A 14,853-nucleotide genomic window follows, 5' to 3' on the forward strand; every position below is an offset into this window, starting at 1 on the left:
TGAAGGAGGCTGTTGCGGACATTTCAAGACTGCGGTTCAGCCATGGCGCCCCCGTCCAATAAGGTCGCGAAGACCACGCCGAAGGAAGCCCCCGTCGAGCCCTTCAAGAGGGCCGTCGCGAGCTGCTTCAAGGCCATTGCCGGCGTGTCCGAGTTCGAGGTGACGTTCGCCTCCGAGCGCCCCTCGCTCGGGCCGGACCGCGTGCGCCTGCCCGAGCCGCCGCGCCGCTTCAGCCAGCAGGATGCCGCCATCCTGCGCGGCCATGCGGATTCGCTCGCTCTGCGCCTCGCTTGCCACGACCCGTCCGTCCACCGCCGCATGCTGCCCACGGGCGACGTCGCCCGCGCGGTGTTCGAGGCGGTGGAGCAGGCGCGGGTGGAGGCGCTCGGGGCCAACCGCATGGTGGGCGTCCAGCGCAACCTCACCGCCATGCTGTCCGACCGCTACCATCGCGGCCCTTATGCTGATATCACCGACCGCGCCGACGCGCCCATCGAGGACGCCATCGCGCTGATGGTGCGCGAGCGCCTCACCGGCCAGGCCCCGCCGCCGGACGCCCGCAAGATCGTCGATTTGTGGCGCGACTTCATCGAGAGCCGCGCCGAAGGCGACCTCGCCCGCCTCGCCGAGACCCTGGAAGACCAGAAGGCGTTCGGCCAGATCACCCGCGACCTCCTCTCCTCCCTCGAAATGGGCGAGGAATCCACCACGGAGAGCGACGAGGAGAGCGATCAGGACGACAAGACCAACGGCCGCGACGAGCAGGCGGGCGAGGAAGGCGAGAACCGCGAGGACGAGAGCCAGCAGGGCGCGACCGAGGTGGAGGCCGAGCTTTCCCAGGAAGAGCTGCCCGAGAGCGCTGTCGAGAGCGAGGCGGGCCCGCCTGCCGACATGCCCGACGATTCAGAGATGGGCGACAGCGACGAGGCCTCAGAGCCCTGGCAGCCGCGCACCCCACCGGGCGGCGACAAGAGCGGCCCGGAATACCACGCCTTCACCGAGAAGTTCGACGAGGAGGTGCACGCCGAGGAGCTGTGCGACGCCGAGGAGCTGGCCCGCCTGCGCTCCTATCTGGACAAGCAGCTCTCCCACCTCCAGGGCGTGGTCTCGCGCCTCGCCAACCGGCTCCAGCGGCGCCTTTTGGCGCAGCAGAACCGCGCCTGGGAGTTCGATCTGGAAGAGGGCGTGCTCGACCCCGCGCGCCTCTCCCGCGTGGTTACCGACCCCACCGCCGCGCTCTCCTTCAAGCGCGAGCGAGACACCGAGTTCCGCGACACGGTGGTGACGCTGCTCATCGACAATTCCGGCTCCATGCGCGGCCGGCCCATCACGGTGGCCGCCACCTGCGCGGATATTTTGGCCCGCACACTGGAGCGCTGCGGCGTGAAGGTGGAGGTGCTGGGCTTCACCACCCGCGCCTGGAAGGGCGGGCAATCCCGCGAGGCGTGGCTCGCCGCCGGCAAGCCCGCGAGCCCCGGGCGCCTCAACGATCTGCGCCACATCGTGTACAAGTCCGCCGACGCCCCCTGGCGCCGCGCCCGGCGCAATCTCGGCCTGATGATGCGCGAGGGCCTCCTGAAGGAGAATATCGACGGCGAGGCGCTGGACTGGGCGCACAAGCGCCTGCTCGGCCGCCCCGAGGCGCGCAAGATCCTCATGATGATCTCCGACGGCGCGCCGGTGGACGATTCCACTCTCTCAGTGAATGCCGGCAATTATCTCGAGCGTCACCTGCGCCACATCATTGGGCAGATCGAGGACCGCTCGCCGGTGGAGCTGATCGCTATCGGCATCGGCCATGACGTGACGCGCTATTATCGCCGCGCCGTGACCATCGTGGATGCGGAGGAGCTGGGCGGCGTCATGACCGAGAAGCTGGCCGAACTGTTCTCCGAGGCTCCCCCCGCCCCGCAGCCGGCCCGCGCCGGCGGCCGGCGCCTGCACTGAGCCGCATTATGCGCCTCCTGCGCCCTGCCCTCGCGACACTGGCCGCCGCGGGGCTCGTGCTGGGGGCGCTCCACGCCTTCGCCAAGCCCGAGGCGCTGCCGGTCACACCCGTGCCGGTGGAGGTGACGGCAACGCCCATCGCCACCTTCCGCCCCTCCTCGCCGGATACGCGCTTCGGCCGGCTGGAGTTTCGCGGCGGCATCCGCCTGTCCTCGGACTTTCCCGGCTTTGGCGGCATTTCCGGCTTCGTGCTGGAGCCGGGCGGCAAGGGCTTCCTGGCGCTCACCGATGCCGGCCTGTTCCTGAAGGGCAATCTCGTCACCGAAGGCGACCGGCCGACCGGCCTCTCCGATGTCATGGCCGCCGCCATGCTGGACGAGAAGGGCCGCATCCAGGCGACGCGCGGCCGGGGCGATGCCGAGGCGCTGGCGGTGGCCCCCGACGCGGTCTACGTGACCTTCGAGGACATCAACGAGATCTGGTCCTATCCGGGACCGGACCCGCTGGGCAAGACGGGCGTGCCCGTGCCCGTGCCCGCTGGAGTGAAGCAGCTGCGCGACAATCTGGGCCTGGAGGCGCTGGTCTATGTGCCCGGCCCGCCCATGACGGGGGCGCTCATCGCGGTGGGCGAGCAGGGCGCCACCGAGACGGCGGACCTTCCCGGCTTCATTATCGGCGGCCCGCGCCCGGGCGCCTTCACCATCAAGAAGAGCAGCCGCTTCAGCGCCACCGATGCGGCCCTGGGGCCCAAGGGCGAACTGTTTCTCCTGGAGCGCCATTATGCGCCCACCATGGGCGTCTCCATGCAGCTCCGCCGCTTCAAGCTGGCCGACGTGAAGCCCGGCGCCGTGCTGGAGGGCGAGGTGCTGGTCACCGCCGACATGGGCTATGAGATCGACAATATGGAAGGTCTCTCCGCGACGGTGAACGCCAAGGGCGAGACCATCCTGACGATGATCTCCGACGACAATTTCAACCCGCTCCAACGGACGATCTTGCTGCGGTTCGCGCTGGTGGAGTGAAGCTCTTCTCCCTTGCGATAGGCATCCCCTCTCCCGCTTGCGGGGGAGGGTTAGGGAGGGGGCCGGCCGCAGGCCGGAAGAGACTGGGATTTGGAGAGGTCGCGAGCCCCCTCCCCCACCCTCCCCCGCAAGCGGGAGAGGGAGTTACGTTGCACAGGCGGCTACCCTCACCCTTCCTTGAACCCATATTCCGGCGTGCCCTGCTCGGCGCCGTAATATTTGTACGGCAGGAACTTGCCGGTGAAGGTCATCTTCACCCGGTCGCCCTTCGGGTTCTCCTGGCGCGAGATGTCGATGTCGAAGTCGATGGCGGACATGATGCCGTCGCCGAACTCCTCCTCGATCAGCGCCTTCCAAGCCGGGCCGTTCACCATCACCATTTCGTAGAAGCGGTAGATGAGCGGGTCGGTGGGGGGCATGGGCATGCCGCGATAGGGCACCTCGTTGAGCATGCGCTCCTCTTCCTCGGAGAGGCCGAACAGCTCGGCGGCGGCTTTCGCCAGCGGCTTCACCAGCTTCATCTGGCCGAGCAGCGCCCCCACCACCAGGACCTCGGACATGCCGCCGATCTCTCCGGTGATGTATTTCCAGCTCCAGCCGTTCTTACGCTTGATGTCGAGAATCTTCTCGGTGAGATCTGCGCGCTTCATGCGTCTCTCCTTCGGGTCGTTAAGAAATCAGGCGGCGCGGGCGTCGCCGTCGGGGGAAGGGGTGGGCGCCGCAATGGGGCGCACCATCGGCGGGTGGCGGCGCTCATAGCCGGCCGGAACGCTCGCCTTGAAGGTGCGCGAACGCTCAACCAGGAAGTCGATGAGATGGTTGCGCACGGCGTAGAAGTCCGGCTGCTTGTGGATGTCGAGCCGCCGCCGGTCGCGCGGCAGCGGGTTCTCCACGATCTCGGCCACCACGGCCTCGGGGCCGTTGGTCATGAGCACGATGCGGTCGGCGAGATAGATGGCCTCATCCACGTCGTGGGTGATCATGAAGACCGTCTGCTCGGTCTCGAGGCATATGCGCCGCACCTCGTCCTGCAACGTGCCGCGGGTCAGCGCGTCCAACGCCGAGAAGGGCTCGTCCATCAGTAGCATCTTGGGCTCTATGGACAGCGCACGGGCGATGCCGACGCGCTGCTTCATGCCCCCCGAAAGCTCCGCCGGATGCTTGTGCTCGGAGCCCTTCAGCCCCACCAGCTCCACGAACTTTTCCGCATGGGCGCGCACCTGCTCGCGGCTCCAGTCCGGGTGCCGGGAGGAGACCGCATAGGCCACGTTGCCGAGCACGGTGCGCCAGGGCAGCAAGGCATGGCTCTGGAAGATGACGGCGCGGTCGAGGGAGGGTCCCTCGATGGCCTTGCCGTCCACGGTCACCACGCCCTCGTCCGGCGCATCGAGCCCGGCGAGGATGTTCAGCACCGTGGTCTTGCCGCAGCCGGAATGACCGATGATGCAGGCGAAGTCGCCCTTGTCCATGGAGAACCAGAGGTCCTCGAACACGGCGGTCGACTGCCCCCGGCCCTTGGAGAAGCGGCGGGCGATGCCCTCGATGGAAAGGTAGCGGGACGTCATCGCCTCACTCCGGATAGGTGACGAGGCGGGTGATGGTGGCGAGGATCTGGTCGAGCAGCATGCCCACCACGCCGATGGCCAGGATCGAGACGATCACGTTTGTAATGGAGAGGTTGTTCCACTCGTTCCAAACGAAGTAGCCAATGCCCGTGCCGCCCACGAGCATCTCGGCGGCGACGATCACCAGCCAGGCGATGCCGATGGAGATGCGCATGCCGGTGAGGATGGTGGGCGCCGCCGCCGGCAGGATCACGGTGAAGGCGCGGCGGAACGTGCCCACCTCAAGCGTGCGGGCCACATTCAGCCATTCCTTGCGCACGCCGGCCACGCCGAAGGCGGTGTTGATCAGCATCGGCCAGAGCGAGCAGATGAAGATCACGAAGATGGAGGAAAGTTGGCTGTCCTTGATGGTGTAGAGGGCCAGCGGCATCCAGGCCAAAGGCGAGATGGGTTTCAGCACCTGGATGAAGGGATCGAGCGCCCGGTTCATCAAAGGCGACATGCCGATGAGGAAGCCCAGCGGGATCGCCACCAGAGCCGCCAGCCCATAGCCCACCAGCACGCGGGCGATGGAATAAGCGAGCTGGATGCCGAGGCCCTTGTCGTTCGGCCCCTTGTCATAGAAGGGGTTGGAAAGGTGCTTCCATAGCGTCTCGCCCACCGCGAGCGGGCCCGGCATGGCCGAGCCGCCCTGGGTCGCGGTGATCCCCATGAGCTTGGCATATTCCGGATCCATGCCGCTCGCCTTGGTCCCGCCCTGCACGGCGAAATGCCAGGCGAGGAGGAAGCAGGCGAGCAGCAGCACCGAGACGATGAGCGCCCGAAGGCGCATGGACCCGAGCATGCCCGTCAGCTCCGCTTGATGGCGAAGCTCGCCACATAGTCCTCGGGCTTGGCCGGATCGAACGGCTTGCCCATGACGACGATGGTCTTCGACGTGGACGGCGCCGGATAGCCCAGCTCCTTCAGGAGGTTGAGGGCATTGGTTTCGAGATAGACCTTCTTGGCGATGCCGGCATAGTCGATGTCGCCCTTCACCTGCCCCCAGCGCTTCATCTGGGTCAGGATCCAGATGGCGAAGGCATTGTAGGGGAAGGGGTCGAAGGCGATGCGGTTGGGGTCCTTCTTGATCTCGCCCAGGCCGTCCGCATAGGTGCCGGTGAGGATCTGCTCCAAAACGACGGGCGGCTGGTTGAGATAATTGGCCGGGGCGATGGCCTCGGCGATCGCCTTGCGGTTCCCCGGCTTCTGGGCATAGCCAGTGGCGTCGATGATGGCTTTCGTCACCGCATGGAAGGTGTTGGGCATGGAGGTGACGAACTCCTGGCTGGCCGCGAAGGCGCAGCAGGGGTGCCCGTCCCAGATCTGCTTGGAGAGGATGTGGATGAAGCCCACCCCGTCATAGACCGCGCGCTGGTTGAACGGGTCCGGCCCAAGAAACCCGTCAATATTGTCCGCGCGCAGGTTCGCCACCATTTCCGGCGGCGGCACGGCGCGGATCTGCACGTCCGTGTCGGGGTCGAGGCCGGCTTCCGCGAGATAGTAGCGGAGCAGGTAATTGTGCATGGAATAGTCGAACGGGACGGCGAACTTGAAGCCCTTCCAGTCCTTCGGATCGCGCTTGTCCTTATGCTTCATGGCCAAGGTGATGGCCTGCCCGTTGAGGTTCTCCACCGCCGGCATGGTGTAGGGCGTCGCCGTCGAGCCGACCCCCATGGAGATGGCGAGCGGCATGGGCGCCAGCATGTGGGCGGCGTCGTATTCCTTGTTCAGGGTCTTGTCGCGGATCACCGCCCAGCCGGCGGTCTTGATGACTTCGACGTTGAGCCCATAGGTGGAATAGAAGCCCATGGGGTGCGCCATGATGATGGGGGTGGCGCAGGTGATGGGGATGAAGCCGATCTTCAGGTCCTTCTTCTCCAGCGCCCCCGTCCCTTGCGCGAAGGCTTCCGTCGCCTTGCCGAGCGGCAGGAACTGGGAGATGGCCGCGAGCGCGGTGGAGGCGCCCACCGTCTTCAGGAAGGCCCGCCGCTCCATGGCGTTCGGAATCACTGCCTGGAGGACGCTGGCCTCGACGGCGGACGCATAAAGCCGCTCCTCGCTATCGCCGCCGATGGACAGGTCATGCGCCTCCTGGGAAGCGTGCCGGCCGCAGGAGCAGCGGGAAGAGAAGAAGCGGGAACGCCGGAAGGGATCGAAGCTCGCCATGAACCGCCTCGCTTGCGTTGGGCCTCTTGTGCGAGGCCTCGGGAAGGTCGGCTTCCTCTACGCAAGGTGCGTGCCAGGGGAGGTTTGCGAGGCGGATCAAGGGGCAGCGGAAGGGGATGGATTTACGGGATTTCGTGAATTACGATATTTCGGGTTTCATTTACGAAAAATCGTTACGAAGAGATTGTCATGGCCGACGGGGCACCGCGCACTCCCTCTCCCGCTTGCCGGGGAGGGCTGGGGAGGGGGCAGACGCAACCTCTCCAGAACCATAGCGTCCGGCCTTCGGCCGGCCCCCTCCCTAACCCTCCCCCGCAAGCGGGAGAGGGAATTTCCGCGTGCTTCCGGTAATGGACCAGCCCCTCCACACCGGCCCCTTCGGCCCCGCCTTCGATGGCGGCATCGAGGCGCAGCTCGCCGTCGATATCGAGACCGGCGCCATCCTCGACGCCAATGCCGCCGCCGCGCGGCTCCTCGGCCTGGAGCGCCCCCGCCTCAAATCCATGCAGGTGTTCGACCTGCATCCCGGCCAGGCGTCCGCCCTCGTTGTCTTCACCCAGGCGGTGCTGGACCGCGGCGCCTATTGGACGCGCTCCCTCTCCCCGCGCCATGCGGACGGCACGGCGCTGCGGGTGGAATGCGGCGGCGCCATCGTCACCACGCCGCGCGGCCGGCGCATGCTGCTGACCCTCTGCGACCTCGATGCCCGCGCCCGCCGCGACATCGATGCGGAGGCCGACAGCTTCATGCGCGAGGGCATCACCGAATGGCAGAGGGCCGAGCGCTTCTTCCGCGACATCGAGCGCGAGAACCGCCTGCTGCTGGGTGCCGTGGGCGAAGGCATCTACGGGGTGAATGCCGAGGGCAAGACCACCTTCGTGAACCCCGCCGCCGAGCAGATCCTGGGTTGGACCGCCGAGGAGATGATCGGCCAGGACATGCACACCATGGTGCATCACCACCACCATGACGGCAGCCATTACCCCCACCAGCATTGCCCCATCTACGCAGCGTTCCGGGACGGCGCCGTGCACCACGTGGAGAACGAGGTCTTCTGGCACCGTTCCGGCAAGCCGGTCTGGGTGGAATACACCTCCACCCCCCTGCGCGACCGGGGCGTGCTGATCGGCGCCGTGGTGGTGTTCCGCGACGTGACCCAGAAGCGCGAGGCGCACGAGCAATTGCGCGCCGCCCTTGCGGAGGTGGACAGCCTGCGCGAGCGGCTAGAGCTGGAGAATGCGTATCTCCAGGAGGAGATCCGCGCCGAGAGCAGCCATCGCGGCATCATCGGCCGCTCCGCCGCCATCCAGAAGGTGCTGCGGCAGGTGGAGCTGGTGGCCCCCACCGACGCCACCGTCCTCATCACCGGGGAGAGCGGCACCGGCAAGGAGCTGATCGCCCGCGCCATCCACGAGGCGAGCGAACGGCACGAGCGCCCGCTCATCCGCGTGAACTGCGCCGCCATCCCGCGCGAATTGTTCGAGAGCGAGTTCTTCGGCCATGTGAAGGGCGCCTTCACGGGGGCTTTGAGGGACCGCATCGGCCGCTTCGAGCTTGCGGACAAGGGCACCCTGTTCCTGGACGAGGTGGGCGAGATCCCCCTGGAGCTTCAGAGCAAATTGCTCCGGGTGCTCCAGGAGGGCCAGTTCGAGCGGGTGGGCGAGGAGCGCACACGCTCCGTCGATGTGCGCATCATCACGGCCACCAATCGCGATCTTCGGGCCGAGGTGCGCGCGGGGCGGTTCCGCGAGGATCTGTTCTACCGCCTCAACGTCATGCCGGTGGAGAGCGCCCCCTTGCGGGAGCGGCGCGAGGACATCCCGCTGCTCGCGATGCATTTCCTCGCCGCCATGCGGAAGCCCGCCCGGGAAACGCTCCAGCTCAGCGAGGGGGATGTCCGCCGCCTCACCGCTTATGACTGGCCGGGTAATGTGCGCGAGCTTCAGAATGTCATCGAGCGCGGCATGATCCTGGCGCGCAACGGGCGGCTTTCCATCGATTTGCCCGGCACCGAGCGGCGCGCGCCCGCGCCAGCCACCCCCGCCCCCGGCCTCGCCCTGGAAACCGAGGAGGACCGCCGCGCGCGGCTGCGCGCCAGCATCCTCGCGGCGCTGGAGGCGTCCGGCGGCAAGGTCTCCGGCCCCGGCGGCGCGGCGGAGCGGCTGGGCGTGAAGCCCACCACATTGGCCTCGCGCATGAAGGCGCTGGGGCTGGGGCGGTAACGCTCTCAGGAGGGGCAACATCGTCCCACAGAACAGCCGTCATGCCCGGGCTTGTCCCGGGCATGACGGCCGCAGACGAACCACCGTTACCCGGCTCGACAAAAAATTTTCATCCCCCATGTCGGCGCGCTCTATCTTCGCCCGTCTTCACGACAGGCGGCGAGCTTGGCCCGGCCGAAAGGCGCTGCCCGCCAAAGACAGACGACCCCGAAAAGTCAGGCCTGGAAAGGATGCGTCATGGTTGAACAGATCTTCGTCAATCTCCCCGTCGCCGACCTCAAGGCCACCATGGCCTTCTGGCGGGCGCTCGGCTTCGATTTCAATCCGCAATTCACCGACGACAACGCCGCCTGCCTCGTCCTGGGCGAAAAAGCCCAGGTCATGCTGCTGTCGACGGCCTATTTCACCTCTTTCAGCGGCCGGGAAATCGCCGACACCAAGACCTATTCCCAGACCATCACCGCGCTTCAGGTGCCGAACCGCGAGACGGTGGACGCGCTGGTGGCCAAAGCCGTGGCCGCGGGCGCCAAGACGCCGCGTCCCTCCAAGGATTACGGCTTCATGTACCAGCACGGCTTCGACGATCTCGACGGCCACATCTGGGAAGCCTTCCACATGAGCGCCATGCCCACGGGCGAGCCGGCCTGAGGACCCAACACCATGCTGCCGTCTGCCGCGCTCCGGCGGTTCGCGCTGGTAGCGCGGCCGGTGGCACCCCCTCTTCAACCTGGAGAACCGACCATGCTGACCCAGCCCTACCTCACCTTCGAGGGCCGCGCCGAAGAGGCCATCGATTTCTATGTGAAGGCCCTCGGCGCCAAGGTGACCATGATGTTCCGCTTCAGCGAGTCGCCCCCGCCGCCGGAAGGCTCCCCGTATGAGGGCATGCCGACGCCTCCCGGCGACAAGATCATGCATGCCAGCCTCACCATCGGCGACAATGTGGTGATGATGTCCGACGGCATGTGCATGGGCCCGAACAAGGCCGAGTTCAAAGGCTTCGCTCTGTCCCTCAATGTGAAGGACAAGGCGGAAGCGGAACGCATCTATGCCGCGCTCACCGCCAATGGCGGCACCGCGCAGATGCCCCTTGAGGAAACCTTCTTCTCCCCTGCCTTCGGCGTGCTGGCCGACAAGTTCGGCGTGCCGTGGATGGTGGTGGTCGAACAGGCGGCCTGACGGCCCAGCAAACAGGAGGCAAGGATGGCGCGCAAGGTTCTGGTGCTGGTTGGCACCAAGAAGGGCACCTTCATCCTGGAGAGCGGCGAGGATCGCCGCGCCTTCACGCTGAAGGGTCCGTTCTGCGAGACCTGGCCCATGAATCATGTGGTCGGGGATGCATCCACCGGCGCCATCTATGGCGGCGGCGGCAATGAATGGTTCGGCCCGGCGGTGTGGAAGTCCGAGGATTTCGGCGCCACCTGGACCCATTCGAGCCAGGGCCTCGCCTATGAGGAGGGCGAGACCCCCATCAAGTCCGTCTGGAGCCTCAAGGCGGACCACGGAAAGCTCTATGCCGGCGTCGAGCCGGCGGGACTGTTCGTGAGCGCGGATGGCGGCGAAAGCTTCGCCCACGTGGCGGGGCTGCGCGACCATCCCACCCGCCCGGAGTGGAATCCGGGCGGTGCCGGCCTCATCCTCCACTCGCTCGTCACCGCCCCTGACGATGAGCGGAAGATATGGGTCGGCATCTCCGCCGCCGGCGTGTTCCACACGTCCGACGGCGGAGAGAGCTGGGAGCCGCGCAACAAGGGCACGCGGGCCGACTACATGCCCGAGGGACAGAACTATCCCGAGTTCGGCCAGTGCGTGCATTGCATCGTCATGGCGCCGGGCGCGGAGGACCGCCTCTACCAGCAGAACCATTGCGGCATGTACCGCACTGATGATGGTGGCAAGAGCTGGCAGAGCATCGAGAAGGGCCTGCCCTCCTCCTTCGGCTTTCCCGCCGCCGTCCACCCGCGCGATCCCGACCGGCTCTATTTCATCCCGCTCAATGGCGACATCCACGGACGCTTCATGCCGGATGCGAAGGCGGCGGTGTGGACGACGAAGGATGGCGGCGCCACCTGGGAGGCCAAGCGCGAAGGCCTGCCCCAGGAGGGCGCCTTCCTCAACGTGTTGCGGCAAGCCCTGGCGACGGACTGTATGGAGCCCGCCGGTGTCTACTTCGGCACCGGGTCGGGCTCCCTTTATGCCAGCGCGGACGAAGGCGAGAGCTGGACCGAGATCGCCCGGCACCTGCCCACCATCTCCTCGGTGGAGACGCTGGTGGTCGAGGCCTGACCATGCCGGTTCTGGTGCGCCTGCCCGCCCACCTCATTGCCTTGTTCCCTGGCGCGGAGCGGCGGGTGGAAATGGAGGCGTCCAGCGTCGCGGAGATGATGGCGGCGCTGGATGCCCGCTGGCCGGGGATGCGCGACCGGCTGTGCGACACCACGCCGGCCATCCGGCGGCACATCAACGTGTTCGTGGACGGCCGGCGGGCAACGCTTCAGACCCCGCTCAAGCCGGGCGCAGACGTGTTCGTGCTCACGGCCATCAGCGGCGGGTAGCCTTAAGAAGAACCGTCATCCCCGGGTCGAACCCGGGGATGACGGAAGGCCGATTGGCCTCAGGCAACCAGGTTCACCTTGCCGGTGGCGAGGTCGTAGACGGCGCCCACCACCTTCACCTTACCCTCGGCGACCATCCGCGAGAGGATGGGCTTTGCGGTCTTCAGCCGATTGACGTTGTAGGTGACATTGGCGGCGATGGCCGCATCCAGCAGGTTCGCGGGCTTGGGCTTCTCAGCCTTCGCCTTCTCCACCGCCGGCTTGATGGATTTCACGAGTTCCGGCAGGTGTCCCGGGAGCTTAACGTTGTCCCTCAGGACATTGATGGTGGCATCCACCGCGCCGCAGCTGGAGTGGCCGAGCACCATGATGAGCGGCGCGCCCAGAACTTTCGCGCCGAATTCCAGGCTGGCAAGGCCGTCTTCATTCACGAAATTGCCGGCGACGCGCACCACGAACAGTTCACCCGCCCCTTCATCGAAGGCGAGCTCGGGGGCGACGCGCGAATCCGCGCAGCCCAGGATGGCCGCGAAGGGAAACTGCGCCGTCGCACGCGCTGCGCGGCCGGCGGAGAAATCCCGCTGGGTGGGTGTGTTCGCGACATAGCGGGCGTTGCCGTCCATCAGCCGCTTCAGCGCCGCATCGGGGCTGATGGAGTTCGGCGGCGTGGCCGGCGCCTGGGCGAAGGCCGGCAGCGAGAAGCCGCCGCTGACGGCCGCGGCCGCCCCGGCCACGAGCAGGCCGCGCCGGGAAAGGGAGAAGCCGTGGTTATCACACATGAGAGCGCCCCTCTGGATACACGAAGCAGGCAGGCTGATACCGCAACAGCGTGTCTGCCCACAAAAAAAGGAAGCCCGCGACAAGGTGCAAGGATGCCCCGAGCGAGCGCCGTATATTTCGCAGGCGTTCTCTGGCACAAAAGCCTAAACTTTGCAGGTAATCTCAATGCCGAGAAGATACGTTCTGACGCCACCTTCGCCCACGGAGAGGCCGTCCGTTCATCTTCCCGCGGGCCTTGAAGAATCAGCCGAACAATTTCGGGCACGGGCAGCGTTCCGCCCGATACTTTCACAATACTGCCATGCAACCGCATCGGCTGCATTGGGCAAATGGCCGCTTGTGAAGCTGCTCGACCAGCTTTCGCGCTATCTGGTCTGCTATGTGATGATCCACAATTACTATGCCTGGCGCCTGGGGGCCGGCCCTGTCCCCACTTTGTCGGCGCTCCAGCGCACGGTGGAAGCAAGCCCGAGGCAGACGGCGGGCTTCGTGGCGGCCCTGAAGGCCGGCCGGCTCGTGATCGCCGAGCCGGACCCGGACGACCGGCGCATCAAGCTGTTGCGCCCGTCCCCCGAGATGATCAACGAGATCGGCCGCTCGGTGCGCACTTTCGTGGCCGCGGCGGAGGCACTGGAGGGCCGGGCGCCCACCCACAGTGCGTTGCTTGAAACGAATCCCGAGGCCCTCGGCGACCTGTTGCGCCGCTCGGCCGCCTATGTGCTGGAGCACGGCACCCTGATCCATCCGTTTCCGCGCGTGCTGCACTTCGCCCGGCGGGATTGCGGTTACCTCCTCCTGTGCGCCGTGATCTGCACCCATTACGCGCAGACCCTGCCCGGCACAGCGCCGGCCCTGCCGCTCAGCTATCGCGCCTTGGCGGAACGCTTCCAAGTCTCGCCCGCCCATATCGGGAACCTCGTCTGCGAAGCGGAGCGGGAAGGATGGTTCTCCACCGGCACGCGCGGGCAGCTCACCGTCATCGATGCCGGCTTCCTGGATGAGTTCGAGCGCTGGGCCTCCTGGCAGATGGTGCACTACCTGGCACTCGCGGATGAGACGACGGCCTCCTTCGCCGGGCGGCAAGCTGCGGCGGGTTAGCCCATGCCCGCATTCGCGATCTATGCGCGGGCATTCTCCCGCCAGGCTGCGGGCGGCGTGCCGTAAGCGCGCGAGAAGGCGCGGTTGAAGGCGGCCTCGGTCGCATACCCCGCTTCATATGCGATTGCGGCAATGGCTTGCCCGGTCGTGTTCAATGCCACGCTTGCGAGATGAAGCCGCCAGTCGCGGACATATTTTATCGGCGAGGTGTCGAGCTTGGCCTGGAACCGCTCGGCCAGCGTGCTGCGCGACGTCCCGGACGCGGCCGACAATTCTTCCAGCGACCAGTCGCGTTTCGGGTCGCCATGGATGAGCGACAGGCATCGGGACAAGGACGGATCCACCAGCGCTGCCAGCCAGCCGACCGCGCCGGGGTCCGCTCGCATGATCTGATGGCGCAGTATCTCGATGAAGACGATCTCGGTCAGCCTGGGCAGCATCGAGACGCCGCCGGCACGGGGCTGGTCCACCTCGGCCACCATCTGACGAATGGTCGAATGCAGCCAGCCTTCCTCGGTGCCGCGTGTCCGGACATGGATCAGCTTCGGCAGCGCCTGCCCCAAGGGGGCAAAGCCCATGGCGTCGCATTGCAGATAGCCGCAGAGAAGCCGGACACGCGGCCCTTCCTCGCCATATCGAAGGACCGGAATTTCCCGCCACGGCTTTTGCGGCAGATCCTGGGTTGGGATGAGCAGCTTGCCGCCCTCCCCTGCCCCCAGCTGGTGTCCCGTGCCGAAGGGGAAGACGACCACGTCGCCGGTTTCGAGCGCCGCCGCCGCGCCGTCCATCTTCAGCCAGCAACGGCCCTCCACGACGATGTGGAACGGGATGATGCCGCTGGCTTTCGCGGCCAGATTTGCGAGCGAGGGCGCCGCGTCGGTCTGCCATGCGCCCTTCGGCATGAAGCAGAATTGCAGCGAACCCGACAGCCGGATGGTCGAAAGCACGGCCGACAGAACGTCGTCCTGCACCACACCGTTGGTTCTGGTCGGATTCTCGGGCAAGGCTTTCGGCATCCCGGCCAAAGACGTTCGCCGACTGTGCCTTTAACAATCGGCCATCCACTGCAACCGGGAGGATACTATGCAAACCTCAACCGACAAACTGGTGGTCATGGTCACCAAGGGCATCGAGTCAGAGCTCTCGTCCGTCGCCTTCACCATCGCCAATGGCGGCATGACCTCCGGCCTGAAGGTCTCCGTGTTCCTGACCAGCACGGCCATCGATCTCGTGCGCAAGGGCGGGCAGCGCCTCACCCAGGTCGCGCCGCTCGATTCCCTTGCCGCGCTGATCGAGGATTTCATGAAGCGCGGCGGCACCATCTGGGCCTGCGCGCCCTGCGTGAAGTCGCGTGGCTATGAGCAGGCCGACTTCCTCGACGGTGTCGTCGTCACCGGCGCCAGCGCCATGCACGCCGAGATCAGGGATGGCGCCGCGACATTGTCGTTCTAGCCCG

The 14,853-nt window shown here is 66.6% G+C and carries 15 protein-coding genes; 9 read left to right on the forward strand and 6 right to left on the reverse strand.

What is annotated here, in order from left to right; genetic code table 11:
* The first annotated feature begins 42 nt into the window (after positions 1 to 42).
* The gene (gene cobT, locus ABLE91_RS08470) at positions 43 to 1,947 is read left to right on the forward strand and encodes a cobaltochelatase subunit CobT (RefSeq protein ID WP_348930325.1); all 1,905 of its coding nucleotides are present in this window, start codon (positions 43 to 45) and stop codon (positions 1,945 to 1,947) included.
* Positions 1,948 to 1,955: 8 nt separating this feature from the next.
* Positions 1,956 to 2,969: an esterase-like activity of phytase family protein gene (locus tag ABLE91_RS08475; protein WP_348930327.1), complete on the forward strand. Its 1,014-nt coding sequence runs from the start codon at positions 1,956 to 1,958 to the stop codon at positions 2,967 to 2,969.
* 167 nt (positions 2,970 to 3,136) lie between these two features.
* Here the strand turns inward: ABLE91_RS08475 and cynS are convergent, their stop codons facing one another.
* Genes cynS through ABLE91_RS08495 form a run of 4 tightly spaced genes read right to left on the reverse strand, consistent with a single transcriptional unit; the run spans position 3,137 to position 6,742 of the window.
* Positions 3,137 to 3,619 carry a cyanase gene (cynS, locus tag ABLE91_RS08480; protein ID WP_348930329.1) on the reverse strand — a complete coding sequence of 161 codons (483 nt, stop codon included), beginning with the start codon at positions 3,617 to 3,619 and terminating at the stop codon, positions 3,137 to 3,139.
* Positions 3,620 to 3,646: 27 nt separating this feature from the next.
* A complete protein-coding gene (locus ABLE91_RS08485; protein ID WP_348930331.1) occupies positions 3,647 to 4,534 on the reverse strand; it encodes an ABC transporter ATP-binding protein in 888 nt (295 codons plus the stop codon).
* A gap of 4 nt (positions 4,535 to 4,538) precedes the next feature.
* The gene (gene ntrB / locus ABLE91_RS08490; RefSeq protein WP_348930333.1) at positions 4,539 to 5,378 is read right to left on the reverse strand and encodes a nitrate ABC transporter permease; all 840 of its coding nucleotides are present in this window, start codon (positions 5,376 to 5,378) and stop codon (positions 4,539 to 4,541) included.
* 5 nt (positions 5,379 to 5,383) lie between these two features.
* A complete protein-coding gene (locus ABLE91_RS08495) occupies positions 5,384 to 6,742 on the reverse strand; it encodes a CmpA/NrtA family ABC transporter substrate-binding protein (protein ID WP_348930335.1) in 1,359 nt (452 codons plus the stop codon).
* Between the two features lie 350 nt (positions 6,743 to 7,092).
* Between ABLE91_RS08495 and ABLE91_RS08500 the strand changes: the two genes are divergently transcribed.
* From ABLE91_RS08500 to ABLE91_RS08520, 5 genes are all read left to right on the forward strand, one after another.
* On the forward strand, positions 7,093 to 8,964 hold the full coding sequence (locus tag ABLE91_RS08500) for a sigma 54-interacting transcriptional regulator (protein WP_348930337.1): 1,872 nt from the start codon (positions 7,093 to 7,095) through the stop codon (positions 8,962 to 8,964).
* Positions 8,965 to 9,201: 237 nt separating this feature from the next.
* Positions 9,202 to 9,612 carry a VOC family protein gene (locus tag ABLE91_RS08505; RefSeq protein WP_348930339.1) on the forward strand — a complete coding sequence of 137 codons (411 nt, stop codon included), beginning with the start codon at positions 9,202 to 9,204 and terminating at the stop codon, positions 9,610 to 9,612.
* Between the two features lie 93 nt (positions 9,613 to 9,705).
* Positions 9,706 to 10,143, forward strand: a complete 438-nt coding sequence (locus ABLE91_RS08510) for a VOC family protein (RefSeq protein ID WP_348930341.1) — start codon at positions 9,706 to 9,708, stop codon at positions 10,141 to 10,143.
* Between the two features lie 24 nt (positions 10,144 to 10,167).
* Positions 10,168 to 11,250: a WD40/YVTN/BNR-like repeat-containing protein gene (locus ABLE91_RS08515; RefSeq protein WP_348930343.1), complete on the forward strand. Its 1,083-nt coding sequence runs from the start codon at positions 10,168 to 10,170 to the stop codon at positions 11,248 to 11,250.
* Positions 11,251 to 11,252: 2 nt separating this feature from the next.
* Entirely contained in the window at positions 11,253 to 11,519 is a 267-nt protein-coding gene (locus ABLE91_RS08520) for a MoaD/ThiS family protein (RefSeq protein WP_348930345.1), read from the forward strand.
* A gap of 59 nt (positions 11,520 to 11,578) precedes the next feature.
* On the opposite strand, the gene ABLE91_RS08525 is transcribed toward ABLE91_RS08520, so the two are convergent.
* Positions 11,579 to 12,298 carry a carbonic anhydrase gene (locus ABLE91_RS08525; RefSeq protein ID WP_348930347.1) on the reverse strand — a complete coding sequence of 240 codons (720 nt, stop codon included), beginning with the start codon at positions 12,296 to 12,298 and terminating at the stop codon, positions 11,579 to 11,581.
* Positions 12,299 to 12,638: 340 nt separating this feature from the next.
* Here ABLE91_RS08525 and ABLE91_RS08530 point away from each other — a divergent pair, with 340 nt between their 5' ends.
* Complete coding sequence (locus tag ABLE91_RS08530) at positions 12,639 to 13,397, forward strand: hypothetical protein (protein WP_348930349.1); 759 nt, start codon at positions 12,639 to 12,641, stop codon at positions 13,395 to 13,397.
* A gap of 20 nt (positions 13,398 to 13,417) precedes the next feature.
* Here the strand turns inward: ABLE91_RS08530 and ABLE91_RS08535 are convergent, their stop codons facing one another.
* On the reverse strand, positions 13,418 to 14,413 hold the full coding sequence (locus tag ABLE91_RS08535; RefSeq protein ID WP_348930351.1) for an AraC family transcriptional regulator: 996 nt from the start codon (positions 14,411 to 14,413) through the stop codon (positions 13,418 to 13,420).
* Between the two features lie 67 nt (positions 14,414 to 14,480).
* On the opposite strand from ABLE91_RS08535, the gene ABLE91_RS08540 reads away from it, so the two are divergent.
* On the forward strand, positions 14,481 to 14,849 hold the full coding sequence (locus ABLE91_RS08540) for a DsrE family protein (RefSeq protein WP_348930353.1): 369 nt from the start codon (positions 14,481 to 14,483) through the stop codon (positions 14,847 to 14,849).
* Positions 14,850 to 14,853: the final 4 nt, after the last annotated feature.

It is taken from the genome of Aquabacter albus (genome assembly GCF_040049275.1).
Lineage (GTDB): Bacteria > Pseudomonadota > Alphaproteobacteria > Rhizobiales > Xanthobacteraceae > Aquabacter.

Excerpts from the sequence above, each read along its gene's own strand:
- cobT (WP_348930325.1), top strand. The coding sequence starts at position 43 with ATGGCGCCCCCGTCCAATAAGGTCGCGAAGACCACGCCGAAGGAAGCC.
- ABLE91_RS08475 (WP_348930327.1), top strand. The coding sequence starts at position 1,956 with ATGCGCCTCCTGCGCCCTGCCCTCGCGACACTGGCCGCCGCGGGGCTC.
- cynS (WP_348930329.1), bottom strand. The coding sequence starts at position 3,619 with ATGAAGCGCGCAGATCTCACCGAGAAGATTCTCGACATCAAGCGTAAG.
- ABLE91_RS08485 (WP_348930331.1), bottom strand. The coding sequence starts at position 4,534 with ATGACGTCCCGCTACCTTTCCATCGAGGGCATCGCCCGCCGCTTCTCC.
- ntrB (WP_348930333.1), bottom strand. The coding sequence starts at position 5,378 with ATGCTCGGGTCCATGCGCCTTCGGGCGCTCATCGTCTCGGTGCTGCTG.
- ABLE91_RS08495 (WP_348930335.1), bottom strand. The coding sequence starts at position 6,742 with ATGGCGAGCTTCGATCCCTTCCGGCGTTCCCGCTTCTTCTCTTCCCGC.
- ABLE91_RS08500 (WP_348930337.1), top strand. The coding sequence starts at position 7,093 with ATGGACCAGCCCCTCCACACCGGCCCCTTCGGCCCCGCCTTCGATGGC.
- ABLE91_RS08505 (WP_348930339.1), top strand. The coding sequence starts at position 9,202 with ATGGTTGAACAGATCTTCGTCAATCTCCCCGTCGCCGACCTCAAGGCC.
- ABLE91_RS08510 (WP_348930341.1), top strand. The coding sequence starts at position 9,706 with ATGCTGACCCAGCCCTACCTCACCTTCGAGGGCCGCGCCGAAGAGGCC.
- ABLE91_RS08515 (WP_348930343.1), top strand. The coding sequence starts at position 10,168 with ATGGCGCGCAAGGTTCTGGTGCTGGTTGGCACCAAGAAGGGCACCTTC.
- ABLE91_RS08520 (WP_348930345.1), top strand. The coding sequence starts at position 11,253 with ATGCCGGTTCTGGTGCGCCTGCCCGCCCACCTCATTGCCTTGTTCCCT.
- ABLE91_RS08525 (WP_348930347.1), bottom strand. The coding sequence starts at position 12,298 with ATGTGTGATAACCACGGCTTCTCCCTTTCCCGGCGCGGCCTGCTCGTG.
- ABLE91_RS08535 (WP_348930351.1), bottom strand. The coding sequence starts at position 14,413 with ATGCCGAAAGCCTTGCCCGAGAATCCGACCAGAACCAACGGTGTGGTG.
- ABLE91_RS08540 (WP_348930353.1), top strand. The coding sequence starts at position 14,481 with ATGCAAACCTCAACCGACAAACTGGTGGTCATGGTCACCAAGGGCATC.